This window comes from Aeromonas sp. ASNIH5 (assembly GCF_002902865.1).
Classification (GTDB): domain Bacteria; phylum Pseudomonadota; class Gammaproteobacteria; order Enterobacterales; family Aeromonadaceae; genus Aeromonas; species Aeromonas caviae.
On the sequence record NZ_CP026122.1, the window covers coordinates 2,791,729 to 2,818,008 of the forward strand.

At 63.9% G+C, this 26,280-nt stretch carries 20 protein-coding genes; 10 read left to right on the forward strand and 10 right to left on the reverse strand.

Features of this window, described 5'->3' with window-relative positions; genetic code table 11:
* Positions 1–572: 572 nt before the first annotated feature.
* The 6 genes from C2U30_RS12995 to C2U30_RS13020 form a co-directional block, all read right to left on the reverse strand.
* Positions 573–2,306: a methyl-accepting chemotaxis protein gene (locus C2U30_RS12995; RefSeq protein WP_103243884.1), complete on the reverse strand. Its 1,734-nt coding sequence runs from the start codon at positions 2,304–2,306 to the stop codon at positions 573–575.
* A gap of 57 nt (positions 2,307–2,363) precedes the next feature.
* Complete coding sequence (gene mglC, locus C2U30_RS13000) at positions 2,364–3,374, reverse strand: galactose/methyl galactoside ABC transporter permease MglC (protein ID WP_010676014.1); 1,011 nt, start codon at positions 3,372–3,374, stop codon at positions 2,364–2,366.
* A 15-nt stretch (positions 3,375–3,389) separates the two neighbouring features.
* On the reverse strand, positions 3,390–4,910 hold the full coding sequence (mglA, locus tag C2U30_RS13005; RefSeq protein WP_010676015.1) for a galactose/methyl galactoside ABC transporter ATP-binding protein MglA: 1,521 nt from the start codon (positions 4,908–4,910) through the stop codon (positions 3,390–3,392).
* Between the two features lie 53 nt (positions 4,911–4,963).
* Positions 4,964–5,950, reverse strand: coding sequence for a galactose/glucose ABC transporter substrate-binding protein MglB (gene mglB, locus C2U30_RS13010; protein WP_010676016.1), 987 nt, complete (start codon positions 5,948–5,950; stop codon positions 4,964–4,966).
* A gap of 219 nt (positions 5,951–6,169) precedes the next feature.
* Positions 6,170–9,244 carry a beta-galactosidase gene (locus C2U30_RS13015; RefSeq protein WP_103243885.1) on the reverse strand — a complete coding sequence of 1,025 codons (3,075 nt, stop codon included), beginning with the start codon at positions 9,242–9,244 and terminating at the stop codon, positions 6,170–6,172.
* A gap of 639 nt (positions 9,245–9,883) precedes the next feature.
* Entirely contained in the window at positions 9,884–10,888 is a 1,005-nt protein-coding gene (locus tag C2U30_RS13020; protein ID WP_042882348.1) for a substrate-binding domain-containing protein, read from the reverse strand.
* 216 nt (positions 10,889–11,104) lie between these two features.
* Here C2U30_RS13020 and galE point away from each other — a divergent pair, with 216 nt between their 5' ends.
* From galE to bacA, 6 genes are all read left to right on the forward strand, one after another.
* Positions 11,105–12,118 carry a UDP-glucose 4-epimerase GalE gene (galE, locus tag C2U30_RS13025; protein ID WP_103243886.1) on the forward strand — a complete coding sequence of 338 codons (1,014 nt, stop codon included), beginning with the start codon at positions 11,105–11,107 and terminating at the stop codon, positions 12,116–12,118.
* 49 nt (positions 12,119–12,167) lie between these two features.
* Positions 12,168–13,226, forward strand: a complete 1,059-nt coding sequence (locus C2U30_RS13030) for a UDP-glucose--hexose-1-phosphate uridylyltransferase (protein ID WP_103243887.1) — start codon at positions 12,168–12,170, stop codon at positions 13,224–13,226.
* Complete coding sequence (galK, locus tag C2U30_RS13035) at positions 13,223–14,371, forward strand: galactokinase (RefSeq protein WP_043153961.1); 1,149 nt, start codon at positions 13,223–13,225, stop codon at positions 14,369–14,371. Before C2U30_RS13030 ends, galK begins: the two co-directional genes overlap by 4 nt.
* Positions 14,372–14,458: 87 nt before the next feature.
* Positions 14,459–15,466: a galactose-1-epimerase gene (locus C2U30_RS13040; protein ID WP_103243888.1), complete on the forward strand. Its 1,008-nt coding sequence runs from the start codon at positions 14,459–14,461 to the stop codon at positions 15,464–15,466.
* Between the two features lie 149 nt (positions 15,467–15,615).
* Positions 15,616–16,611 carry an aldo/keto reductase gene (locus C2U30_RS13045; RefSeq protein ID WP_103243889.1) on the forward strand — a complete coding sequence of 332 codons (996 nt, stop codon included), beginning with the start codon at positions 15,616–15,618 and terminating at the stop codon, positions 16,609–16,611.
* 226 nt (positions 16,612–16,837) lie between these two features.
* Positions 16,838–17,653, forward strand: a complete 816-nt coding sequence (bacA, locus tag C2U30_RS13050; protein ID WP_103243890.1) for an undecaprenyl-diphosphate phosphatase — start codon at positions 16,838–16,840, stop codon at positions 17,651–17,653.
* 61 nt (positions 17,654–17,714) lie between these two features.
* On the opposite strand, the gene C2U30_RS13055 is transcribed toward bacA, so the two are convergent.
* The 3 genes from C2U30_RS13055 to C2U30_RS13065 all read right to left on the reverse strand — a co-directional run bounded on the left by C2U30_RS13055 (position 17,715) and on the right by C2U30_RS13065 (position 19,629).
* Positions 17,715–18,380, reverse strand: coding sequence for a ChrR family anti-sigma-E factor (locus C2U30_RS13055; RefSeq protein WP_103243891.1), 666 nt, complete (start codon positions 18,378–18,380; stop codon positions 17,715–17,717).
* On the reverse strand, positions 18,373–18,942 hold the full coding sequence (locus C2U30_RS13060; RefSeq protein ID WP_042078738.1) for a sigma-70 family RNA polymerase sigma factor: 570 nt from the start codon (positions 18,940–18,942) through the stop codon (positions 18,373–18,375). The genes C2U30_RS13055 and C2U30_RS13060 overlap by 8 nt, the downstream gene beginning before the upstream one ends.
* Before the next feature lie 120 nt (positions 18,943–19,062).
* Entirely contained in the window at positions 19,063–19,629 is a 567-nt protein-coding gene (locus tag C2U30_RS13065) for an LON peptidase substrate-binding domain-containing protein (protein ID WP_042078737.1), read from the reverse strand.
* A gap of 314 nt (positions 19,630–19,943) precedes the next feature.
* Here C2U30_RS13065 and argS point away from each other — a divergent pair, with 314 nt between their 5' ends.
* From argS to hslU, 4 genes are all read left to right on the forward strand, one after another.
* Positions 19,944–21,689 (forward strand): arginine--tRNA ligase, encoded by a 1,746-nt coding sequence (argS, locus tag C2U30_RS13070; RefSeq protein ID WP_103243892.1) that lies wholly within the window; start codon positions 19,944–19,946, stop codon positions 21,687–21,689.
* A gap of 3 nt (positions 21,690–21,692) precedes the next feature.
* Positions 21,693–22,541, forward strand: a complete 849-nt coding sequence (locus tag C2U30_RS13075; RefSeq protein WP_103243893.1) for an SPOR domain-containing protein — start codon at positions 21,693–21,695, stop codon at positions 22,539–22,541.
* 188 nt (positions 22,542–22,729) lie between these two features.
* A complete protein-coding gene (gene hslV, locus C2U30_RS13080) occupies positions 22,730–23,263 on the forward strand; it encodes an ATP-dependent protease subunit HslV (RefSeq protein WP_041214255.1) in 534 nt (177 codons plus the stop codon).
* Between the two features lie 66 nt (positions 23,264–23,329).
* The gene (gene hslU, locus C2U30_RS13085) at positions 23,330–24,658 is read left to right on the forward strand and encodes an HslU--HslV peptidase ATPase subunit (RefSeq protein WP_010676031.1); all 1,329 of its coding nucleotides are present in this window, start codon (positions 23,330–23,332) and stop codon (positions 24,656–24,658) included.
* An 88-nt stretch (positions 24,659–24,746) separates the two neighbouring features.
* Here hslU and C2U30_RS13090 read toward each other — a convergent pair whose 3' ends face one another.
* Entirely contained in the window at positions 24,747–26,171 is a 1,425-nt protein-coding gene (locus tag C2U30_RS13090) for an MFS transporter (RefSeq protein WP_103243894.1), read from the reverse strand.
* Positions 26,172–26,280: the final 109 nt, after the last annotated feature.

The window sequence follows — 26,280 nt, forward strand, 5'->3', positions numbered from 1 at the left end:
GCCTTGTGAGATATTCGCCATCTACTGCGTAAGTAAAGTGCCAACAAAATTCTCGCCATAGTCGGAAGATGCGCGTGAAAAAACAGCATGATAGATCATTAACATCATGATTTTAAAAAAGATAACTTCATTATCCTTTCGCGGGAAACCAGTTTGAATAAAACGTTTTTCAGCATGTCATTGTCGCCCTGCGCGAAATCCTTATAGTTACTCCTGCACGGATGCAATGAAGTCGGTCAGGAAGACTGGCTGCCAGGGTTGGGCAAATGGACTCACCACAGGATGTGGTAAAGGACACCTCCCAGGACGGAGAAAGTGCGACGGGAACGGATGACTCGTCAGGCCATGATGGCTAAAGGACACCCCAAAGGATTGGGAAGGGGAAACCTAAAGGAAGAGGTATAGTCAGGGATTGCAGGGAGCAACTTCGTTCAAGGATATGAGCGATAAGACTATCGGGGGCGACGCAAGTCGCCCCCATCTTTTTTGGGTATTTTTCACGTCTGCCCGCTGATGGGTCACCCCGGCCACGATATTGCTGGCCAGGGTACCCGGGACTCGCCCAGCCGGCGCTATTCCAGCCGGAAGTGTCCCACTATCTCCCGCAGCCTGTCATAGGTGCGCTGCATGGCGTTTGAGCTGTCCACGGTGCGCTCGCCATTCCCCTTGAGCTGGGTGATCACCTCGGCGATGGCACTCATGTTGCGATTGATCTCCTCGGCGACGGCACTCTGCTCCTCCGCGGCCGTGGCGATATGGCTGATGAGATCGTTGATCTCCACCACTTCTCCCGCCATCAGATCCAGCGACGCATTCACCTTGCTGGTGTTTTCCGCCGCATCCTGGCAGCTCTGCCGGGTGTTGCCCATGGCGGCCACCACGGTCTGGGTGCCCCGTTGCAGCCGGGTCAGCATGGTCTGGATCTCGGCAGTGCTCTTCTGGGTGCGTCCCGCCAGAGAGCGCACTTCGTCCGCCACCACCGCAAACCCCCGCCCCTGCTCCCCGGCCCGGGCCGCCTCGATGGCGGCGTTGAGGGCCAGCAGGTTGGTCTGCTCTGCGATGCCACCGATGACCCCGAGAATCGAGCCTATCTGCTGCACATCCTGCTGCATGGCTTCGATGGAGTGTGCCGTGGTCTCCACCTCCGTCACCAGCGCAGTGACGCTGGCCATGGCCTGATCCACCACCTGACGCGACTGGTTGGCCAGTTGCTGGCTCTGGCCGGTCAGCTGGGCAGTATTGGCCGCGCTCTCCGATACCGAGACGGCAGTACGGCTCATCTCGTTGATGGCGGTGACCACCTGTTCGGTCTCCCGCACATGCTCCGCCAGCAGGCCCTGGGCTGACCCCGTCTGCCTCGCCAATGCCGATATCCCTTCATTGAGCTGGCCGCTCGCTTGTCTCACCTCCCCCATCATGCCCTGCAACTGCTCGATGAAACGGTTGATGCCCGCCGAGATCTGGCCGAGATCATCCTTGCTGGTCACCGTGAGCCGGCGGGTCAGATCCCCATTGCCCTGGGAGAGCTCCTGCACCAGGTCGCGCAAGGAGAGGATGGGTCTATAGGCCAGGTTGAGGGCCACCATGGAGAGGGCCAGTACCAGCGCCGCCACCCCGAGCAGGGCCAGGGTGATCTTGCCGTTGAGCGCCTGGGTCATGGCCCGGATATAGTCGAGATCCACATAACCGGTCAGGGTCCACTCGCTGCCGCGAATATCCAGCTTGTTGGGGCGGCTCTCGCTCTCTCCCTGGGGCTTGCTGCTGTAGAGCACCTGTCCCTGACTGTCGGTGAGGGAGAAGTAACGCCCTTCCCCGCTTACCTTGGTCAGCAGCGTCTTGAACTCGCTCATGTCGAGGTAGTAGAGGTAGGCGGAGTCTGCACCGCGCGGCACCAGGATGGAGATGACGGGTTTGCCGTCCAGCTGCTCCAGCGGGCTGACGGTGATCTGGTTGTTGGCGGCGGGGATCAGCTTGCGCAGGGCGTCAACCCTGGCCTTGTCGTCGATGACCCCGTTCGCGTCGAATGCCATGTCGCCAATGAGCTTGACGATGTTGTGAAAGCCGGTCTCCTGCAGCGCCTTCTTGACGCTGGTCACCCCGAGGTTCAGGTTGGCGGCCAGCAGCACCTTCTGGGTGATGTCACCCGCCAGCTTCTCCCTGACCAGGGTGATCTGCTCGTTGATGTTCTGGGTGGCCTGGGTGCGGATGTAGCCGCTGATGAAATGGTTGACGCTGAACCAGGCGGTACCGATGGTGACCAGAATGGCGAGCAGCAACAGTACGTTGATTTTGACTTTGAATGCCATGGTATGGGTCCCTCCAAAGAGAAAGGGCCGGGATGACCCGGCCCTCCCTGCCAATGCTTATTTCTTCTTGGCGTACTTCATGGAGTCCAGGGCTACCGCCAGGATGATGATGCCGCCCTTGATGATGAACTGCCAGTAAGGGCTGACACCGATGTAGGTCAAACCATAGTTGATCAGCGTGAAGATAAGTACGCCGGTGATCACACCCGCGACAGTTCCCACACCGCCGGCAAACGAAACGCCCCCCACCACGCAGGCCGCGATGGCATCCAGCTCGTACATGAAGCCGAGGTTGTTGGTGGCACTGCCGATCCGCCCCGCTTCCAGCATGCCGCCGAAGGCGTAGAAGACACCGGCCAGGGCATAGATGACCACCAGGTTGACGGCGACGTTGACGCCGGACACCTTAGCCGCTTCCGGGTTGCCACCGATGGCGAAGATGTTCTTGCCAAAGCGGGTCTTGTTCCACAGCACCCAGACGAAGACGCTGGCGATGGCCGCATAGAAGGTCAGGTACGAGAGCTTGAACCCGCCAATCCGGATGAAGCCCTGCGCAAAGTTGGAGAAGCGAGGATCAAACCCGGCTACCGGGGAAGCCCCCACGGAGTCAAAATAGAGGGAGTTGATGCCGTAGACGATGATCATGGTGCCCAGGGTGGTGATGAAGGGCGTCACGTTCAGGTAGGCGACAATCAGGCCGTTGACCAGACCAATCAGGGCCCCCACCACGCACACCAGCAGGATCACCGCCGGAATGGGCACCTCCCCCAGGGTGGGGAAGACCTTGTTGACGTTGGTCAGGGCCTGCAGCATGGTGGCCGCGATCAGCGCTGCCAGGCCGACCTGGCGACCGGCCGACAGGTCAGTACCCTGGGTGATGATGATGCCCGCCACCCCGAGGGCGATGATGACCCGTACCGAGGACTGGGTCAGGATGTTGCTGAGGTTGGTGAGGCTGAGGAAGGAGGGCTCCTTGATCACGATGATCATGAGCAACACCAGCAACACCACATAGATGCCGTTCTCTTTGAGCGCCTGCATCAGATTGAAATTTTTAGCCGACTCCATAATGTCTTCCTGTCTTTATAGGTACAGAGATGCCAGGCGCAGGATCTCGCTCTGGTCAGTTTCTTTGGTGTTGACGATCCCCGCGACCCGGCCATTGCTCATGACCATGATGCGGTCCGTGATGCCGAGCAGTTCCGGCATTTCGGAGGAGATGATGACGATGCCCTTGTCCTTCTTCGCCAGCTCCAGGATGAGCTGGTAGATCTCGAACTTGGCGCCGACGTCGATACCCCGGGTCGGTTCATCCAGCATCAGGATCTCGGGCTGGGTCAGCAGCCAGCGACCGATGATCACCTTCTGCTGGTTGCCACCGGAGAGGGAGCCGATCTGGGTCTGCTGGGTCGGTGTCTTGACCCGCATGGAGTCGATGACCCACTGGGTATCGCTCTTCATCTTGTTGTCGCTGAGCAGCCCCATGGATCCCTTGTAGTTGTCCATGTTGGCGATCAGGGAGTTGAAGGCGATGTCGAGGCGTGAATAGATCCCGGTAGAGCGGCGCTCCTCGGTCACCAGGGCGAAGCCGTTCTGGATCGCCTCGTGGGCGTTGTGGTTCGCCACCTCTTTGCCGTGCAGCTTGATGGTCCCTTCGCTGCGATCGCGGATGCCGAACAGGGTCTCCACGATGTCGGTGCGCTTGGCCCCCACCAGACCGGCGATGCCGAGGATCTCCCCCTTGTGCAGGTTGAAGGTCACGTCCTTGATGGAAGGCTGGTTCTTGGCCGTCAGGTGCTCGACCTCGAGGATCACCTCTTTGGGCTGGTTGGTTTTTTCCGGGAAGCGCTGGGTGAGCTCGCGGCCGACCATCATGCCGATGATCTGATCCATGGTCATGCCCTTGAGGGGCTGGGTCGCCACCCACTGGCCATCCCGCAATATGGTGATCTCGTCACAGAGCTGGAAGATCTCTTCCATCTTGTGGGAGATGTAGACGATGCCGCACCCCTTCTCCTTGAGCTTGTTGATGATCTTGAAGAGGTGGTTGACCTCTTTCTCGGTCAGGGAGGAGGTGGGTTCGTCCATGATGACGATCTTGGCGTCATAGGAGAATGCCTTGGCAATCTCGATCATCTGCATCTGGGAAACCGACAGGGTGCCGACCTTGACCCTGGGGTCGATGTCGATGTCCAGCTCCTCGAAGATATGCTTGGTGTCCTGATACATCTTGCCGTGGTCGACAAACAGTCCCTTGGTGGGATAGCGGCCGAGCCACATGTTGTCCATCACGGTGCGTTGCAGTACCAGGTTCAGCTCCTGGTGCACCATGGAAACGCCATTCTCCAGCGCCTCTTTGGACGAGGTGAAGTTGATCTCCTGTCCCTTGAAGAAGATCTTGCCCTGATCCTTCTCGTAGATGCCGAACAGGCACTTGAGCAGCGTGGACTTCCCTGCGCCATTCTCGCCCATCAACGCATGCACAGAATGAGGACGGACCCGTAAATTGACATTATCGAGTGCCTTGACGCCAGGAAAGCTCTTACTGACGTCAATCATCTCCAACAGCCATTCTGATTGTTGCCGTGTTGTCATATCAGCCATCACATCTGGTTGAAAAGAGGGCAAGGGGATCTCCCTTGCCCTGAGGGGAGGAATTACTCGAATTGGGACAGGTTGTCTTTGTCTACGCCCACGTAGGCAACGCGGACGACCTTGTTGTCGATCTTCCAGTTGGTGCCTTCACCGGCCGGCTTGCCTTCGGCCAGGTTCTTGGTCAGCTCGAAGGTGGCCTTGGCCTGGTTGGCCGCATCGTTCAGCACGGTACCAGCCATGGCACCGCTCTTGACCATGGCCAGGGCTTCCGGCAGGGCATCAACACCGAACACCGGGATGGCGGTCTTGCCCTGGGCCTTCAGGGATTCCACGGCGCCCATCGCCATGCCGTCGTTGTTGGCGATGACCACTTCGATCTTGTTGGCGTTCGGACCGGAGATCCAGGCGTCCATCTTGTCCTTGGCCATGGCGGTATCCCACATACCGGTATCCATGTGCAGTTGCTCGGTCTTGATGCCGCCATCGTTCAGGGTCTTGACGACGTAGGTGGTGCGTGCTTCCGCATCCGGGTGGCCAGGCTCACCCTTGAGCAGCACGAACTGGATGACGCCATCCTTGTTCAGATCCCACTCGGGGTGCGCTTTCCAGTGCTTGGCGATCAGCTGGCCCTGGATGATGCCGGACTCCTTGGAGTCGGTGCCCACGTAGTAGGCCTTGTCATAGCTGGCCAGGTCGGCCGCGCTCGGTTCCTTGTTGTAGAAGACCACGGGGATCTCGTCCGCACGGGCTTTCTCAATCACGACAGGGGCCGCCGCCGGGTCAACCAGGTTGATGGCCAGGGCCTTCACGCCCTTGGCCAGCAGTACATCGATCTGGTCGTTCTGCTTGGACTGGTCGTTCTGGGAGTCGTTCATCAGCAGTTCCACACCCGGGGTGGCCGCCGCTTCTTTCTCGATGGCCTTGCGCACCACGGCCATGAAGTTGTCGTCGTACTTGTAGACGGTGACCCCGATACGGGTATCGGCCTGGGCTTGGGCTCCCGCCATCAGTCCCATCAGCAAGGTGGCAACTGTCGTGAGTTTTTTCATTGTTATGCTCCGATCTCTATCTGTTTTTTGTAGGGAATTCTGTACACCGTTTGAGCTGGCGCCAGCCTAATGTAATCAGTTTGTTGTGAGGCGGTCTGTGATCCTGGCAACAAAATGAAAACGTTTACACTCTGTTACATAGCCGTAATATTGTTAAAAATTAAATAGTTACGTGAGAAACCGCCTTTGAGTCTCGCCATCTCGCGACGGCGGGTCCGGCTAGCTCAGACGGCAGTGCCAGTGATAACGCCCCGGCAACAGCCAGAACTCGGGCCGCACGCTCTGGCTCCAGGAGTCGTCGCCTCCTACCCCCATGTGGAAGCCATCGAGGCACAGGTGCGTGCCCCCCAGAGCCACCAGATCGGTCTGGTGACGGGCTTCGGCCAGCTGCTGCTGACTGTAGCGGCTGACGCTGAAGTGGAAGCGTCCCTCCACCGCCAGATCCCCCAGTTGCAGTGCGCGGGTATCGCAGCGCAGTCCGTTGTCGGTGGGGAAGACATAAGGGGTGTGCAACGCCTCGATGGGCAATTGCCAGCGACCGAGATCGGCGGCGAGCCGGCGATCAGGGTAATTCTCGTGGGGGCCAAGCCCCAGCCAGCTCACCGGGGCACCTTCGGCCGGTTCATCAGCCAGCCAGAGCCGGGCACCGATGCGCGGTAGGGAGGGCATGTCGGCGGCCACCTCCACCTCGATGGCGAGGTGCATGGCGCCCTCCCCGTCCATCCTGTGATGCCAGCGGGTCAGGATCTTCGGCTCGTCACCCACGAAGTAGCCGTGGTGCGCCGTGATAAGACCCAGCTCCGGACTCGCCTCCAGGCCGAGACAGCGGTGCTGCAGATCATTGAGTCCGGCCTCCTGCCAGCGGGCAATCCAGGCGTTGGGATCGGCATGATCCGCCTCGCTGGTGCCGATATCGTTGTCGAGCGGCGCCCGATAGAAATGATCGGCGATGGCGTCGCGCAGCCGCTCGCGGCCCTGCTTCTGCCAGCTGACGATGCGACCACTGGCCTTGTCGAGCTGCCACAGGGAATCTGCGGCGCCAAGCACCCAGTGATCGCGCTGCTCGGTCAGGCTGACCGCCGGGCAGGCCGACGGCAGCGCCAGGGGCGCGGGCAACAAGCATTGCTGGCGAGCCACCTCGTGACCCGCTCCGGCCCAGGCCGTGGCGGTGGGCTGCACGATGGCGAGATCCAGCCAGGCGAGCGCCCCCGGCGCAAAGGCCGGCAGTTGCTCCAGCAGGGTCAGCGTCACGCTCCCCCGGGGAGCCAGCTCGAGCGGGCATTCACCCTGGCTCACCACCACGCCGTCTTCACACAGACGCCACTGCAGAGTCTCGTTATCCGTCTCGCGGAACAGGTATTCGCTGCGGATCTCCACCGTCAGCGGCTGGCGACCCTGCAGGGTAAGAACGAAGGGCTGCTGGGCACGCCGGGCTTCAAACAGGGAGGGATGGGGGGTGCGATCGGGGAACAGCAGGCCGTTGCAGCAGAACTGGCGATCGTTGGGAGTGTCCCCGAAGTCGCCACCATAGGCCCAGAAATGGCGGCCATCGTCGGTCTGCTTGTCCAGCCCCTGATCGACCCAATCCCAGACAAACCCACCCTGCAGCCGCGGATGATCGCGAAATGCCTGCCAGTAATGGGCATAGCCCCCCAGGCTGTTGCCCATGGCGTGGGCGTATTCGCACAGGATCAGCGGCCGGGTCTCTTCCGGCAGGCCGATCCACTTGGCCAGCGCCCACTTGGGCACCGCCGGGAAGGGTTGATCTTGGTGGGTACGGGCATACATGGGGCAGATGATGTCGGTGGCCGGGGTGTCGGCCCCGCCCCCTTCGTACTGCACCGGGCGGCTGGGATCCGCCCCCTTCACCCAGCGATACATGGCGTCGTGGGCCGGACCATAACCGGATTCGTTCCCCAGGGACCAGATGATGATACAGGGGTGGTTGAAGTCCCTGGCCACCATGCGGGTGACCCGCTCCAGGAAGGCGTTGCTCCAGGCGGGATCCCGCGCCAGCCGCCCCATGGGGGTCATGCCGTGGGTCTCCAGGTTCGCCTCGTCCACCACATAGAGGCCGAGCCGGTCGCACAGGCGATAAAGCTCGGGGTGATTGGGATAGTGGGAGCAGCGCACCGCGTTGAAGTTGTGCCGCTTCATCAGCAGCAGATCCTGCTCCATGTCGGCCGGGGTCACCACATGACCCGTGGCGGGATGGTGTTCATGGCGATTGGCACCACGAATCAGCAGGGGTTGGCCGTTGACCCGCAGCAGGCCGCCACGGATCTCCACCGCCCGAAAGCCCACGTCATGGGCCTCGCTCTCGAGGACGCTTCCCTGCTCGTCCAGCAGGGTCAGGGTGAGGCGATAGAGGTGCGGGGTCTCGGCGCTCCACTTGTGTGGGGCCGTTACCGTCAGCCACAACTCGGCGCGATCGTCATACACCCCTTTCTCGTCGATGGCCTGGGTGCCGATCCGCTGGCGCAGGGTCGCGACCCCCTCGTCGCCATCATAGAGGTTGGCCTCCACCGACAGACCGGCTCCGTTGGCCGCCTGCAATTCAACCTTGAGGCGGGCATCCCGGTAGCAGGCGTCGAGCTCGGGCGTCACCCGGATATCCATCAGATGACGGGCCGGTTTGTGCAGCAGGCTGACGGAGCGGAAGATGCCGCTCATGCGCCACATGTCCTGATCTTCCAGATAGGAGCCGTCAGACCAGCGCAGCACCAGTACGGCGAGGCGGTTGGCCCCGGCCTGAAGGAAGGGGGTCAGATCGAATTCCGCCGGCAGCCGGCTGTCCTGGGAGTAGCCGACCCAGCGGCCGTTGCAGAAGAGGTGAAACGCGCTGTCCACTCCATCGAAGATGATCCGGGTCTGCCCCTCGGCCAGCCAGTTCGCAGCAACGGTGAACTCGCGGGAGTAGCAACCGGTGGGATTCTCGGCAGGCACCCGGGGCGGGTCGCAGGGAAAGGGGTACTTGATGTTGGTGTAGATGGGCACATCCGTGACGGGCCGCGCCCCCGGATAGGCCGCAGCCAGTTGCCAGTTGCCCGGCACCTTGATGGGGCAGGCATCTGGCAGATCCTCTACCAGCCACTGCTCCGGCACCCGCTCCGGGGCCTCGAACCAGGAGAACTGCCACTCGCCGTCCAGCAGCAGGCGGGAAGGTGACAACCCCCCCATCCTGGCTTCCCCTTCACTGCGCCAACTGGACAAGGGGGTATGGGCTGGCAACCGGTTCACGGCGGTGATCCCCTGGGTCTGCCAATCCTGACGGGCCACTATCTCCCTGAGCATGCTTCACTTCTCCCTGCATTCACGCTGAAAACCACTGCAGTGTAGGAGAGTTTTGCCCGGTGATCGGCGATCCCGCTCACACAGATGTAAACGATTACACTCATTTTGTTAAGTAAAACGGAGTAAAAATCGGATAAATCCGGGTAAATGACCCCATGGGGGAAAAAGCGGACCTTCTTAAGGGCAAAAGATGCCCGGGAGTGTGAAACCGGGAGGCAATGGCCGAGCCAGCGGAGCAAGCCATGGCAAAGACCCGACATCGTGCCCCCTCGCCCCAACCCGGTTCCGGGCACGCAGCCCGGTCTCTCGAAGGAGTGTGCAGAGGCCACGAGAGCCCCTGCCCGGCGCAGAGAAAAGCCATGGCGAGCGTCTGGCAGGTTCCGGCAAGAAGTGAGGCTCGGCAGACCGAGGGAGAGGGGCTCGTGACAGACGAGCGGGAAGAGCTGGCGAGTTCAGCAGGCAGGGAGCGTGAGGGGACGGTTCTCACTCCTCAGACAGTCCTTTATGGTCTGCGCTAGCCATGCTTTCAGCTATCCATGGTCTGAGCTATCTATCGTCTGAGCTATGGGGGCGCTTTATATGCTGCAGTACGGGTTCGCCAGGTGCAGCGCTTGCGCCGACGGGGCGCAAGCGCTGCGATCAGGACCTGACGGGAGCGACCGAATGGCGGTTGATCAGGGTGGGGGTATAGATGCGGCTCTGCACCGATTCGCTCTCCCCTGCGGCGAGTTGCAGCGCCAGCTTGGCCGCCTGGGCCGCCATCAGCTCGATGGGATAGCGCATGGTGGAGAGCTTGGGTCTCAGGTATCTAGCGTAGATGATGTCATCGAAGCCCACCACCGACACCTCTTCCGGCACCTTGAGGCCGTTGTCCGCCAGCACGGAGATGGCCCCTGCCGCCATGGCGTCGTTGTAGGCCACCACCGCCGTGATGGGCAACCCCTTGGCCAGCAGGTTGAGCATGGCGCGCTCGCCCCCCTCTTCATTGGGCATGCCGCTCTCCACCAGCTCGGGATCGGCGAAGACCTCCGCCTCCGCCAGGGCATCCTGATAGCCCTGGTGGCGCAACAGCGCATCCTCGATGGCGTGATCCGAACTAAGGAAGGCGATATGGCGGTGGCCGAGATCCAGCAGATGACGGGTGGCGGTCGCCGCACCCTGGCGGTTGTTGAGGGCGATGCAGCGCCCCCTCAGACTCGGAATGTCGCGGTTGATCAGCACCATGCCGGGGGCGCGCAGGGCGTAGTCGACCAGCTCCTCGTCGCTGAGCGCCTTGCTGTGCACCACCAGTGCCTCGCAGCGTTTGCCGATGAGCAGCTCGATGGCCTCCCGCTCCTGCTGGGCGCGGTGAAAACCATTACCCATCAACAGGTGCAAGCCCTGCTCCACCGCCACTGCCGCGACCCCTTTGACTAGGGCGCCGAAGAAAGGATCCGCCACGTCGCCCACCACCACTCCCATGGTGTCACAGGTCTGGCTGACCAGGGCCCGCGCGTTGGCGTTGGGGGTATAGCCCAGCTCAGCCATGGCCTTCAGCACCACCTCGCGGGAGGCGGCACTGGCCTTGGGTGAGTTGTTCATCACCCGTGAAACCGTTGCCACTGACACATTGGCCAAACGGGCGACATCCTTGATGGTGCTCATGCTGTTTTCACTTATTTCACGCTGCAACTGGCCGCATTATACCGTTCAATGTCACTGATAACAGGGGGAAAAATCAGAACTTGCCACATTGGTCGATGAAAACAAGTGTAATCGTTTACACGTATTTGTTAAGCAGCTCACAGTTTGCCCGTCAGCCCCTCGGCTAGACTCCTGCTCAGGCTTTCCTGATGCGAGGAGTTGAGGGTGGAACAACGGATGAAAGTACTGGTCACCGGCGGTTGCGGCTACATCGGCAGCCACACCTGTCTGGCCTTGCAGGCCGCAGGCATGGAGCCCGTGGTGGTGGACAACCTCTGCAACAGCAAGGCGGGCGTCCTGACCCGTGTCGCCGCCATCAGCGGGCGCGAGCCCCGCTTCTACGAAGGGGATATCCGTGACCCGGCCCTGCTGGATCGCATCTTCAGCGAGCAGCACATCGACGCCGTGATCCACTTCGCCGCCCTCAAGGCGGTCGGCGAGTCGACCCGCATCCCGCTGGACTACTACGAGAACAACCTGAGCGGCACCCTGGTATTGCTGCAGGCGATGAAACGGGCCGGGGTACGCAATCTGGTGTTCAGCTCGTCGGCCACCGTCTACGGCGATCCCGCCAGCACCCCGATCCGGGAAGATTTTCCCCGCAGCGCCACCAACCCCTATGGCCGATCCAAGCTGATCATCGAGGAGATCCTCGAGGAGCTGCAGCGGGCCGAGCCCCACTGGAGCATGACCCTGCTGCGCTATTTCAACCCCGTCGGCGCCCACGAGTCCGGCACTCTGGGGGAGGATCCCCAGGGCATCCCCAACAATCTGATGCCGTTTTTGACCCAGGTAGCCATCGGCCGGCGCGACTGCCTCTCGGTCTTTGGTAACGATTACCCAACCATCGACGGCACCGGGGTGCGCGACTACATCCATGTGATGGATCTCGCCGAAGGGCACGTCAAGGCTCTGGAACACTGCGCCGGACGGGGCGGTGTCCACGCCTACAACCTGGGCACGGGCCAGGGCCAGAGCGTGTTGCAGATGGTCGCGGCGTTCGAGGCCGCCTGCGGTCGGCCCCTTCCCTACCGGATCGAGCCACGGCGCCCCGGCGACATCGCCGAGTGCTGGGCCGATCCCGCCAAGGCCGCTCGGGAACTGGACTGGCACGCCAGCCGGGATCTCGCCGCCATGTGCGCCGACAGCTGGCGCTGGCAGTCCGCCAACCCCAATGGTTACGAGGCGTAGGCCCTGTCCTGCGCCTTCGGATGTATTCAACTCACACACTGGAGTGATGATGTTCAACCCCGTTGATCACCCCCACCGCCGCTTCAACCCGCTCACCGGCCAGTACGTGCTGGTCTCCCCTCACAGGGCCAAGCGCCCCTGGCAAGGCCAGGTCGAGAAGGTGAGCCTGGCGCCGAGCCAGGCCCATGATCCCGACTGCTTCCTCTGTGCGGGCAACACCCGGGTGACCGGCGATATCAACCCCGACTATCAGGACACCTTCGTCTTTACCAACGACTTCGCCGCCCTGATGCAGGACACCCCGGCCGCCGACGCGGCGCCGGATCCCCTGCTGAAGCTGGAAGCCGCCCGGGGCACCAGCCGGGTCATCTGCTTCTCGCCGGATCACGGCAAGACCCTGCCCGAGCTGCCCCTGCCCGCCATCGAAGGGGTGATCACCACCTGGATGGACCAGGTGGCCGAGCTCTCTGACCAGTGGGAATGGGTCCAAGTCTTTGAAAACAAGGGCGCCGTCATGGGCTGCTCCAACCCGCACCCTCACGGCCAGCTCTGGGGCAGCGACTTCCTGCCCAACGAGATTGCCAGGGAAGAGGCGCACCAGCGCGCCTGGCTGGCCGAACACGGCCGCCCCCTGCTGCTGGACTATGTGGAGCGGGAGCTGGCGGATCGCTCCCGCATCGTGGTGGAGACCGCCCACTGGCTGGCGGTGGTGCCCTTCTGGGCGGCCTGGCCGTTCGAGACCCTGCTGCTGCCCAAGGCCCATGTTCCCTCCATGCTGGATCTCACCCGGGAACAGCAACAGGATCTGGCCATCGCGCTCAAGGAGCTTACCAGCCGCTACGACAACCTGTTCCAGTGCAGCTTCCCCTACTCCATGGGCTGGCACTTCGCCCCGCCCCGTTCCGACTGCCCCGAGGCGTGGCAACTGCACGCCCACTTCTATCCGCCCCTGCTGCGCTCCGCCACGGTGCGCAAATTCATGGTGGGCTTCGAGATGCTGGCCGAAACCCAGCGCGATCTCACCCCGGAACAGGCGGCCGAACGGCTGCGCGCCCTCAGTCCCATCCACTACAACGACCAGAACCAGTCCAATGAGGAGGCCCTATGACCCCGAGCCAGCGCGTCAGCGCCGTGTTTGCCGAGCAGTTTGAGCAACAACCCGACCTGCTGGTACGGGCTCCAGGCCGCGTCAACCTCATCGGCGAGCACACCGACTACAACGACGGCTTCGTGCTGCCCTGCGCCATCGACTACGAGACCTGCGTCGCCATCGGCTTGCGCGGCGACAACCTGGTCGAAGTGATCGCCGCCGACTACGACAACCAGCGCGACCGGTTCAGTCTCGATCAACCCATCGAGCACCACCCCAGCCAGCGCTGGAGCGACTACATCCGCGGCGTGGTGAAACACCTGCAGGCACGGGGCCACGCCCTGCGCGGCCTTAATCTGGTGGTCTCCGGCAACGTGCCCCAGGGGACGGGTCTCTCCTCCTCCGCTTCCCTGGAGGTGGCCATCGGCCAGGCCTTCAAGGAGGCCCAGGGGCTGGCCATCAGCCAGGCGGAAATCGCCCTCAACGGCCAGCAGGCGGAGAACCAGTTCGTCGGCTGCAACTGCGGCATCATGGATCAGATGATCTCCGCGAGCGGCAAGCAGGATCACGCCCTGCTGCTCGATTGCCGCTCCCTGGAGACCCGGCTCATCCCCATGCCCACCGATCTGGCGGTGCTCATCGTCAACTCCAACGTGCGCCGCGGCCTGGTGGACAGCGAATACAACACCCGTCGCCAGCAGTGCGAAACCGCCGCCCGTCACTACGGGGTCAAAGCCCTGCGGGATCTTGACCTGGCCACGCTGGAAGCGGGCAAGGCCGGTCTGGACGAGGCCTGCTATCGCCGTGCCCGCCACGTGGTCGGCGAAAATGCCCGCACTCTGGCGGCGGCCGATGCGCTGGCACAGGGCGATCTGGTGCGCCTCGGCGAGCTGATGGGCCAGTCCCACGCCGCCATGCGCGATGACTTCGAGATCACCGTGCCCCCCATCGACGGCCTGGTGGAGATCATCAAGGCCCGGCTCGGCAGCGAAGGCGGTGTGCGCATGACCGGCGGCGGTTTTGGCGGCTGCGTGGTCGCCCTGCTGCGCCCCGAGAAGGTGGCCGAGGTGATCGCCGTGGTGGAGGCGGAATACCCGGCACGCTTCGGCCTCAAGGCGGACTGCTACGTCTGCCGTGCCAGCGCAGGGGCCGGCAGACTGTAACGCACGCCTGACAACGGGTGACGCCCCCTGCCCGGCACTCGCGAGGCCGGCAGGGGGCGACGGGATCACGACGGGGAACCGCAAACCATGATGAGATTCGAACTGGAAAACGAGGAGGGACTGCGGCTGCGCGGTCTCGCATACGGGGCCACCCTCACCTCCCTCACCCTGCCGGTGGCGGGAGAGCGGCGGGAGGTGCTGCTGGGCTGCGCCGACGAGGCCTACCTCACCCAGCAGGTATGGCTGGGGGCCGTGGCGGGGCGCTTTGCCAACCGCATCGCCGGCGCCCGCCTTGAGCGGGAAGGCCAGTGCTGGACGCTGGACGCCAACCAGGGGGCCAACTGCCTGCACGGCGGGCGCGACGGGTTCCATCGCCGCACCTGGCAGATCAAGGAGCAGGAGGCGGACAGGGTCAAGCTGGCGCTCCTCTCCCGGGCGGGGGATCAGGGCTTTCCCGGCAATCTGAGGGTGAGCCTGGAGTATCGGCTGGAGCAGTGCGATCTGGTGGTCGACTTCTGCGCCAGCACGGACGCCCCTAGTCCGGTCAGCCTCACCAGCCACGCCTACTTCAACCTGGATGGCGGTGGCGACATCCGCCACCACACCATCAGCCTCGACGCCGACCGCTACCTGCCCACGGATGACCAGAGCCTGCCGCTGGCCATCGCCCCGGTGGAAGGCCCCTTCGATCTGCGCGTCCCCCGCCCCATCGGCCAGGCGTGGCTGGACCACCCCCAGCAGCAGTTGGCCAAGGGGTACGATCACGCATTTCTGCTCAACAATAGCGATTTTGAGCCTGCTGATGAGCCGTTTGGTGGGTCCAATCAGCCATGGGCCGCCCGGGTGATCTCGGGGGATGGCAAGCTGGCGATGGCGGTCTACACCAACCAGCCCTCCCTGCAGTTCTACAGCGGCAACTGGCTGACCGGCACACCGGATCGTCAGGGCCGACCCTACCGGGATTACGACGGTTTCTGCCTGGAGGCCCAGCAATTGCCCGACAGCCCGAACCAGCCCGCCCTCGGCGATCCCTGGTTGCTACCGGGGCAGCGTTATCGCCACCAGACCCGCTATCGCTTTATTCCTGCCCCCTGACAGCTCCGCTCGGGCAGACGAAGGGGCTCGGGCACGCCACCACGTCATGGCGGCCCCGGCCCCGATGGCACCGCCGAATCAGCCGGGGTGAGGCCCGCCGCAGGGCCCGTCGCTCCTCATTGCACACCAGCCCAAGGAACAGCACCGTAATGGATGACAACTACCTCGCCGCCCCCGACCGCTACCAGCGCCAGCCCTACCGAGCGGCGGGCCGCCACGGCCTGCGCCTGCCCGGCATCGGTCTGGGCCTTTGGCACAACTTCGGCGCCGGGAGCGATCCCGCCACCGCGAAGGCCATGGTGCACCAGGCGTTCGATCTGGGGATCACCCACTTCGATCTCGCCAACAACTACGGGCCGCCGCCGGGATCTGCCGAACTGACCTTCGGCACGCTGCTCAAGAGGAGCCTGGCTCCCTATCGGGACGAGCTCATCATCGCCAGCAAGGCGGGCTACGTGATGTGGGACGGCCCCTACGGCGATGGCGGCAGCGCCAAGTACCTCTTCGCCAGCCTGCACCAGAGCCTGCGCCGTCTGGGCCTCGACTACGTGGACATCTTCTATCACCACAGGCCGGATCCCCGCACCCCGCTCGAGGAGACCTGCCAGGCCCTGGCCCTGATGGTGCGCCAGGGCAAGGCGCTCTACATCGGCCTCTCCAACTACCCGGCCCCGCTCGCGGCCAAGGCTGCCGCCCGGCTGGCGGAGCTCGGCACCCCCTGCCTGGTCAACCAGCTCAAATACTCCCTGTTCCAACGCGATATTGAGCCCGACACCCTGCCGGCCTGCCGGGAGCACGGCATGGGGGTGGTCGCCTTCTCGCCCCTGGCGGGGGGGCTGCTGAGCGATCGCTACCTGGCGGGCATTCCCGCGGATTCCCGCGCCGCCAGTGCCAGCCCCTTCCTCACGGCGGACCAGATCACCGAGGAGAAGCTCGCCACCGTCCGCGCCCTGCATGCACTGGCCCTGCAACGGGGTCAGTCCCTGTCGCAACTCGCGCTGCAGTGGGTGCTGCGCGACCCCGTGGTGAGCTGTGCCCTCATCGGCGCCAGCAACCCGCAGCAGATAACGAGCGCCGTCGACGCCCTGGCCCTGCCGCCCCTGGAGGAGACGCTGCAGCAGCAGATCCTGTCCGTGCTGGCGTGACGGGCCTATGCCGCTGACCATGCCAGAAGATGACGGGACCAGAGGGCGGCCGACCCCTGCCCCGCGCAGCCCGCAGACAGACGACCCCGGCCGCACGGCACAGGTCGGGGTCGACGGTCCCTTCCAATAATCTCTGGTTGCCCGCGCGATTTTCCGCCATCATTGGCCGCCCCGACCCTGTTCGGGGCTGATTTTATCCAGACCCATCAACCAAGAGATCTGCACCATGACCGAATCCTACGCCCTGTTTGTCGCCTTCGTGCTGGGCATAGTGGAAGGCCTGACCGAGTTTCTGCCCGTTTCCTCCACCGGCCACATGATCATCGTCGGCCACCTGCTCGGTTTTGAGGGGCCCAAGGCCGCCACCTTCGAGGTGGTGATCCAGCTGGGCTCCATCCTGGCGGTGGTCGTCATGTTCTGGCGCCGCCTGTTCGGTCTCATCGGCATCCACTTCGGCCAGAAGCCGCCGAAGGGCCAGGCCACCCTGTCGCTGGTGCACATCATCCTCGGCATGCTGCCCGCCGTGGTCATCGGGCTGGTCATCCACAGCTGGATCAAGGCCCATCTGTTCGGCCCCCAGACCGTGATGTATGCCCTGGTGGCCGGCGGCATCCTGCTCATCATCGCCGAGAAGTTCCGTCCGGTGGTTCGCGCCGAGACCCTGGACGACATCAGCTACAAGCAGGCCTTCGGCATCGGCCTGTTCCAGTGTCTGGCGCTCTGGCCCGGCTTCTCCCGCTCCGGCGCCACCATCAGCGGCGGCATGCTGATGGGGATCAGCCGCCATGCGGCGGCCGAGTTCTCCTTCATCATGGCGGTGCCCATGATGATCGCGGCCAGCGGCCTGGATCTCTACAAGAGCCGTGACTTCCTCTCCATGGCCGACTTCCCCATGTTTGCGGTGGGTTTCGTCACCGCCTTCGTGGTGGCCATGATCGCCATCAAGACCTTCCTGGCGCTGATCCGTCGCCTCGACTTCATCCCGTTCGCCATCTACCGCTTCGTGGTGGCCTTCGCCGTCTACCTGGTGTTTGTAGCCTGATCACCATGCCGTGGAACGAGAAAGGGACCCTGTGGGTCCCTTTTTTATTGCCATTGAGGGCTCAGTAGAGGCGATGGCTGATGCCGTTGAGCAGCCGCGACAGCCCCTTGGTGAACTGCACGGGCGCATCCTGCACCGTGTAGCAGAGGCAGCCGTCCGGGGTGTGCGGACTGTGGGCGTGGCTGGCGTCGCGCCAGATGAAATCCCCGGCCTGATAGCGGGTGTCGCCATCTTCTATGGTGCCCGCCAGCAGCAGGGTCAGCTCATAGCCCCTGTGGGTGTGCTCGGGGATGCGGCCGCCCGCCTCGATGTGGAGCAGGCTGGCGCGGGCCCCCATCTCGTCGAGCGGCAGGCTGTGTTGGCGAATGGCGCCGATGTGGCGCCACCTGGGGTCATGGTACCTGGCCAGCACCCGTGGCAGGTGGTAGCTGTGGCCCGCCACCCGCAGCTCGGGCCGGGGGCCCGCCGGGAGATCCCGCTCGGCCGACGTCGTCACCGGCTGATGCAGTATGCCGGCCAGCATGGCATCGAACCCGGCCGGCAGCGCCTCGTCCGGCTCGGCGGGCGCCAGGTGCTCGCGTGCCAGCTCCTCTTCGCAATCCTTGACCCGGGCGGCGCAGTCCGGGCAGAGCTCGCAATGGGCGGAGACGCCGACGGCCAGCGGCAGTGGCAGCTCGTCGGCGGCGAAGGCGCGCAGCATGAGTGCAGTCGGATGGGTCTTAATCATGGCCTTGCTCCACTTGTTCCTTCAGTTTCTGTAATGCCAGCCGGAGGCGGGACTTGATGGTACCGAGCGGCACGCCGAGCCGGTCTGCCAGCTCCTGCTGGGAGAGCTCCTGCAGATAGATGCCGCGCACTACCTGCTGCTGCGGCTCCGGCAGGGTGGCCACATAGTGGGCCATCTGGCGTGTCAGCACGGCGTCCTCGCCCCCGCTCAGGTGCTCCTCCTCCGCCCTGAACTCCAGCAGGGGCCAGATCTCCTCGGCGCACAGCTCCTCCTTGCTGGCACGGCGGCGGCGCAGCATGTCGAAGCTCTGGTTGCGCATCACCGTGTAGATCCAGGTGGTCGGCGCCCCCTTGTCGGGGTGGTAGAGGCGCGCCTTCTGCCACACCAGCAGCATGGTCTCCTGCACCAGCTCCATGGCGTTGGCCTCGCTGCCGAGGTGGCGCAGCCCGTAGCTGCGGATGCGCGGGGCGAAGTGGTGAAACAGGGTGGCGAAGGCAGCCTTGTCGGCCTGCTCGGCCACCCGGATGAGTAGAGATGTCAGATCGCCATCTGGGTTGTCCATGGGGGGCGATGTCCTGCGTGGAGCCGATTGTGGTTGGCCAGTATATGCCATTGCGCCATCCCTCGCGTGTCGTGGTCTTCACCAGTACGTGCGGGAAGGAAAAAGGATCACCCCGGACTGTCAGTGGCTGGCGACCAGCAGGCCGCTCAGCAGGGAGAGGGCGGGCTGGTTGTCCTTGGCCGCGACCAGCCACTGCTTCTGCTCCACCGGGATGGGCAGCACCTCCAGCCAGCGCTGGGCCACCCAGCTCGCGTCCTCCCAGTCCGGCTCGGGATAGAGGGCCGCGTATTCGGGGTAGTCGTTGAACACGTCCTGCAACGCCTTGGCCAGGGAGTGCTGGTCGGCCTTGAGCCGGCCGCTCTGCCAGGGGGGCAGCGGCTCCACCTCGCCGACCCGCAGGCCGTCCTGCTCCTGCCACAGATCGGTGATCCTGACCCGCTCCACCCCGAGCACTGTGATGCCGAGCAGGCCGTCAGGCAGCAGATCGAAGTCGATGATCCGCACCCGGGTGGCGATGGGATACATGTTGCGCAGCGCATCGGGCTGGCGGGGATCCAGCATGCAGAGCGCGAACTCCCGCTCCCGGGACTCGGCGATCATGCGCTGGTATCTGGGCTCGAAGATGCGCAGCGGCATGATGCCGCCGGGCAGCAGGTGAGCGGAGAGTGGAAACAGTACCAGTGTCATGGGAATCGTCCTCCAGCGGCTTCCTCTAAGGATACGACCGCCGTAGGCAGCGAGATCATTCAGACCGAAACGGTATAAATAGCCCCGCAATAATCAGGGGAAAATAGCCTGGACAAGCCGCTTCGATATGCAGTAGAAATGGATAACCACCACTTATTCAAATCAATATCCTGCCATGTGGTGGAAAACGCAGTGAAATATCCGTCGCACCCACGGGTACGGGCCGTTCCTATAGTTTTCTCGGCCCGATGCGGGTAAAATTCACGCCCTTATCCAGTCAGTCATTTTTCGACGCGCAACCTCGGTGGTCAGTTATGAAAGAGCATATTCATCATCTACTTGAACAAACGGTAGCCAATCTCAAGTCTGCGGGCGTCCTGCCGGCGGACCTGGAAGCCCGCGTGCAAGTAGACCGATGCAAGGAGAAGGCTCACGGCGACCTGGCCACCAACCTGGCCATGCTGCTGGCCAAACCGGCCCGCAAGAATCCCCGCGAGCTGGCCGCCGCCATCATCGAGCACCTGCCCGCCTCCGATCTGATCGCCAAGGTCGAGATCGCCGGCCCCGGCTTCATCAACTTCTTCTTCGACACGAGCTGGCTGGCCGGCCAGGTGGAAGCCATGGTGACCAGCGCCAACGCCAACGTGAAACTGCCGACCGCCCAGACCGTGGTAGTGGACTACTCCGCCCCCAACGTGGCCAAGGAGATGGCGGTGCACCACATCCGTTCCACCGTGCTCGGTGACGTGGCCGCCCGCGCCCTGGAGTTCCTCGGCCACAAGGTGATCCGCGCCAACCACATCGGCGACTGGGGCACCCAGTTCGGCATGCTGATCGCCTACCTGGAGAAGATGGCCAACGAGCACGCCTCCGACATGGAGCTGCGCGATCTGGAGGCCTTCTACACCCAGGCCAAGCGTCACTACGACGAAGACGAAGCCTTCGCCGAGCGCGCGCGCAACTACGTGGTCAAGCTGCAGGGTGGCGATGAGTACTGCCGTACCATGTGGAAGAAGCTGGTCGACATGACCATGGAGCAGAACCAGCGCAACTACGACCGCCTGAACGTCTCCCTGACCAACAAGGACATCATGGGCGAGTCCATGTACAACGACATGCTGCCGGAGATCGTCGCCGACCTGAAGGCCAAGGGCCTCGCGGTCGAGAGCGAAGGCGCCACCGTCGTCTTCCTGGACGAATTCAAGAACAAGGATGGCGAGCCCATGGGGGTCATCATCCAGAAGAGCGACGGCGGCTTCCTCTACACCACCACCGACATCGCCTGTGCCAAGTACCGTTACGAGACCCTGGGCGCCGACCGGGTGATGTACTTCATCGACTCCCGTCAGCACCAGCACCTGATGCAGGCCTGGACCATCACCCGCAAGGCGGGCTATGTGCCGGAGTCCGTGCCCCTCGAGCACCACGCCTTCGGCATGATGCTGGGCAAGGATGGCCGCCCCTACAAGACCCGCTCCGGCGGCACCGTCAAGCTGGTCGACCTGCTGAACGAGGCGGAAGAGCGCGCGAGCGCCCTGCTGGAGAACCGCAACAGCGACCTCTCCGCCGAAGAGAAGGCCGAGGTGGTCCACGCCATCGCCATGGGCGCGGTCAAGTATGCGGATCTCTCCAAGAACCGCACCACGGACTACATCTTCGACTGGGATCTGATGTTGTCGTTCGAGGGCAACACGGCGCCCTACCTGCAGTACGCCTACACCCGGATCCAGTCCATCTTCCGCAAGGCCGGCGTCGATGCCGACAGCCTGAGCGGCAAGGTGATCCTGGCCGAAGAGGCGGAAGAGACCCTGGCCCAGAAGCTGATCCAGTTCTCCGACGCGGTCAACGGCGTGGCCGACAAAGGCATGCCGCACCTTCTGTGCACATATCTCTATGAATTGTCTGGCAACTTTATGACCTTCTACGAAGCCTGCCCGATCAACAAGGACGGCGTGGACGAGGCGACCCGCCAGAGCCGTCTGCTGCTGTGTGCCGCCACCGCCAAGGTGCTCAAGCTGGGCCTGGGCGTGCTGGGCATCCACACCCTGGAGCGCATGTAATAGATGGCGACCCGGGATTACGTCGGCAACAGCCCGAGACGACGGGCGGGTGGCCGTAACATCAAGAAAGCGGCGCCTCGCCGCTTTCCTGTTATCCCGGCACTGCTGGCCGGGGCCCTGGTGGTCGGCTTCGGCGCCTTCCTCTACCTCATCAACGGCAAGGGGGCCGACGCCCCCACCATCGAGGAGCAGGTGAAGGCCAACAAGCCCAAGGCGCAGGGCAATGGCCTGCCCCAGGAGAAGTGGAGCTACATCGAGCGGCTGGAGAACAAGCAGGTGGACGTCATCGAGCCGCCGCCCCAGCCGGGCGTGCTGCCGCCACCGCCCGCCGAGACCCTGACCCTGCAGCCGGAGAAGCTGCCGCAACCCGTGCCGACCGAGATCCCCCAGCCGGGGACCCCCATCGGCCAGGCCAAGCCGTACCAGCCGCAGCCGGTGCAACCGACCAAGCCGGCCACCGGTGCCCCGGTCGCCAGCGCCCGGGAACAGGTGATCGACCAGAAGGCCGAGCGTGAGCGGATGGAGCGGGAGATCCGCGCCGAGCTGGAACGGGAACGGGCCGAGGCCGCCAGGGCCAAGGCAGCGACCCAGACTGCACAGACCGCAGCCGCCGACGGCGGTCGCTACATGATGCAGTGCGCCGCCCTGCGCTCCCAGGACTCCGCGGAGTCGCTCAAGGCGCGCATCGCCTTCACCGCCGGCCTCTCCTCCAGCCTGCAGGTGGTCAACGGGGCCGGTGGCGCCGTCTACAAGGTGATGGTGGGCCCCTTCAACGGCAAGGCGGCGGCCGACGCGGCCAACCGCAAGCTGCAGGGCTCCGGCATCAGCGGCTGCATCCCCAAGAAGGGGTGATCGCCGCTTGCCAGGCACAGGGCCGGGTGAACAACACCCGGCCCTGTTTCTTTTGGCGCCATCCCGCGCCCACCCGATCCCTCCTCCGCGATCCGTGCTCGGCACAGGCTTGAAAAGCCGTTTTGCCATCCCCATCTTTTCCTCCATGCACAGTCAGGCCGTCATTCGGCTCAAGCGAGGTAAGTAAAGTGACTACCATAGTTTCAGTTCGCCGCAACGGTCAGGTCGTCATCGGTGGCGATGGCCAGGTTTCTCTTGGCAACACCGTCATGAAGGGCAACGCCCGCAAGGTTCATCGCCTCTACAACGGCAAGGTACTGGCTGGTTTCGCCGGCGGCACCGCCGACGCCTTCACCCTGCTCGAGCGCTTCGAAGCCAAACTGCAGGCCCATCAGGGCAACCTGGAACGCGCCGCCGTGGCGCTGGCCAAGGACTGGCGCACCGATCGCGCCCTGCGCCGCCTCGAGGCGCTGCTGGCCGTCGCCGACGAGCACAAATCCTTCATCATCACCGGCAACGGTGACGTGGTGCAGCCGGAGCACGATCTCATCGCCATCGGCAGCGGCGGCAACTTTGCCCAGTCCGCCGCCATCGCCCTGCTGGAGAACACCGAGCTCGACGCCAAGAGCATCGTCGAGAAGTCCCTCAAGATTGCGGGCGACATCTGCGTCTTCACCAACGGCAACCACACCATCGAAGTACTGGACTACGCAGCCAAATAAGGCCGCCAGCCAAACCCCATTTTCCAAGGGGTGGGCCCTGCCCGCCCCGGATACAGGAACGCCACCATGTCCGAGATGACCCCGAGAGAAATCGTCCACGAGCTGGACAGACACATCATTGGTCAGGCCGACGCCAAGCGCGCGGTCGCCGTCGCCCTGCGCAACCGCTGGCGCCGGATGCAGCTCTCCGAGGAGATGCGCCATGAAGTGACCCCGAAGAACATCCTGATGATCGGCCCGACCGGTGTTGGCAAAACCGAGATCGCCCGTCGCCTGGCCAAACTGGCCAACGCCCCCTTCATCAAGGTGGAAGCGACCAAGTTCACCGAAGTGGGTTATGTCGGCAAGGAAGTGGACAGCATCATTCGCGATCTGACCGACGTCGCCATCAAGCTGGTGCGCGAGACCGAGATGGAGAAGATGAAATACCGCGCCGAGGAAGCCGCAGAAGAGCGCATCCTCGACGCCCTGCTGCCCAACCCGCGCAACAGCTGGGGCGAGGAAGAGAAAGCCGACAACTCCAACACCCGCCAGATCTTCCGCAAGAAACTGCGGGAAGGTCAGCTGGATGACAAGGAGATCGAGCTGGATCTGGCCGCCTCCCCCATGGGTGTCGAAATCATGACCCCGCCGGGCATGGAAGAGATGGCCAACCAGTTGCAGGGGCTGTTCCAGAACCTGGGCCAGAACCAGAAGAAGAAGCGCAAGATCAAGGTCAAGGAGGCCATGAAGGCGCTGATCGAAGAAGAAGCGGCCCGCCTGGTCAACCCGGAAGAGCTGAAGCAGAAGGCCATCGCCTCCGTCGAGAACAATGGCATCGTCTTCCTCGACGAGATCGACAAGATCTGCAAGCGCGGCGAGAGCTCGGGCCCGGACGTTTCCCGTGAAGGGGTTCAGCGCGACCTGCTGCCGCTGGTCGAGGGCTGCACCGTCAACACCAAGCACGGCATGGTCAAGACCGATCACATCCTGTTTGTCGCCTCCGGTGCCTTCCAGATCGCCAAGCCGTCCGACCTCATCCCCGAGCTGCAGGGCCGTCTGCCGATCCGGGTCGAGCTGACCGCCCTGACCACCGAAGACTTCGAGCGCATCCTGACCGAGCCGAACGCCTCCCTGACCGATCAGTACAAGGCACTGATGGCCACCGAAGGGGTCAACATCGAGTTCACCCAGGATGGTATCCGCCGTCTGGCCGAAGCGGCCTGGCAGGTCAACGAGCGCACCGAGAACATCGGCGCCCGTCGTCTGCACACCGTGATGGAGCGGCTGATGGAAGACATCTCCTATGACGCCTCCGAGAAGTCAGGCGAGACCTTCGTCATCAACACCGACTACGTCAACGCCCACCTCGGCAAGCTGATTGAAGACGAGGATCTGAGCCGCTTCATTCTGTAACCGGTTGATCGATAACGAGGAGCTGAGCGGTTTACTATCCTGCTCAATCCCATAGCAAGACGCCTCCCCTGTGGAGGCGTCTTCGTTTTCAGCGTTCTCCCGACTCGCAGCCGTCCCGGGCCACATCACCCTGCACGGCACGCTCCCCCCTTCCCGCCAGCCAGAGCGCACTCATCAGCAGCAAGGCCGTCAGGGCGAAGGTGGCCCGTGTGGCAAACGCCAGCTCGTCCGCCGTCGCGAGGGCGAGATCGGGCCGCCCTACCAGGGCGGCGAACAGGCCCCCCAGCCCCGCCGCCCCCGTCAGCTGACCCAGGTTGCGCGACAGGGTCAGCAGCCCGGCCACGGCGCCACGGCTCGCCCCCTCCGCCTCCCCCACCACGGCGCTGTTGTTGGCGGTCTGGAACAGGGCATAACCGGCGGTGAGCAGCAGGATGGGCAGCAGGTAGCCGAGGGGCCCGAGCGCCCTGTCAAGCAAGGCCAGCAAGACGGCGGCCACCACCATGAGCCCCAGGCCGAGGCGCACCACAGGGGTCGCCCCCACCCTGTCCACCAGCCAGCCGGCGGGCATGCCGGACAGCGCCGCCAGCAGGGGCCCCATGGAGATCATCAGCCCCACCGTCCCCATGTCGAGGGCAAAGGCGCCGTGCAGGTAGAAAGGACCGATCAGCATCGTCGCCACCATGACGCTGGCCACCAGCGCACTGGCGATGATCCCGCCTCTTCGCCTGGATGCCCCCAACAGCGCCAGGGGCAGCAGGGGGCGACGGGCGCCCGAGTCGGCACGCACGAAGAGCACCATGGCGGCGAGCGCCCCTATCCCCGGCCAGACCCCGAGTGGGCTGCCCCGGGTCAGTGCCAGCCCGTAGCAGAGCAGCGCCGTCACCAGCAGCAACAGACTGGTGAGCGGGAGGCCTCCCTCGGCAGAGCCCGCCTCATCCCGGGGCAGATCCCGCCAGGCACACCCCAGCGCAAGCAACGTCAGGGGGAGCAGCAGCAGGAAGGGAGCCTGCCAGCCAAATCCGCCGATCAACAGGCCGCCAAAGGAGGGGCCGAGCGCCGTGCCGCAGGCCGACAGGGTGCCGAGCAATCCCATGCTCCAGCCCCGTCGGGCTGGCGGCACCAGCTCTCCTGCCATGGCCAGGGAGAGCACCAGCATGCAGGCCGCACCGGCCCCTTGCAGGGTGCGAGCGGCAATGAGCCAGCCAATGGAAGGGGCCAAGGCGCACAGCAGGGAAGCCAGCGCAAAGACCCCGGTCCCCCAGGGCAGCAAGCGACGCCGCCCCAGACGATCCCCGAGCCGGCCCGCCACCACCGTCAGACTGGTGATCCCAAGCAGGTAGGCCACCAGCACCCATTGCAGGCTGGCGAAGGGCACGCCGAAGTCCTGCCCCAGGGCAGGCAGCACCAGGTTGGCCATGCTGCCCGCCAGCATGGGCAGCAGGGTGGCGAGCCCGAGCCCCACGAGGCCAAGACGGCGCGTCACAGGAGGGGAAACAAGAAGTGGTGTGGACATGGCAGTCTCTCCGGCAAGTGATGATGCACTCAGGCTAGCGGGGGAGATGACAAGGCGGAAGACGCACGGATTGCAGCTTATAGTTGCATCAGACGCCATATGAAGAGAC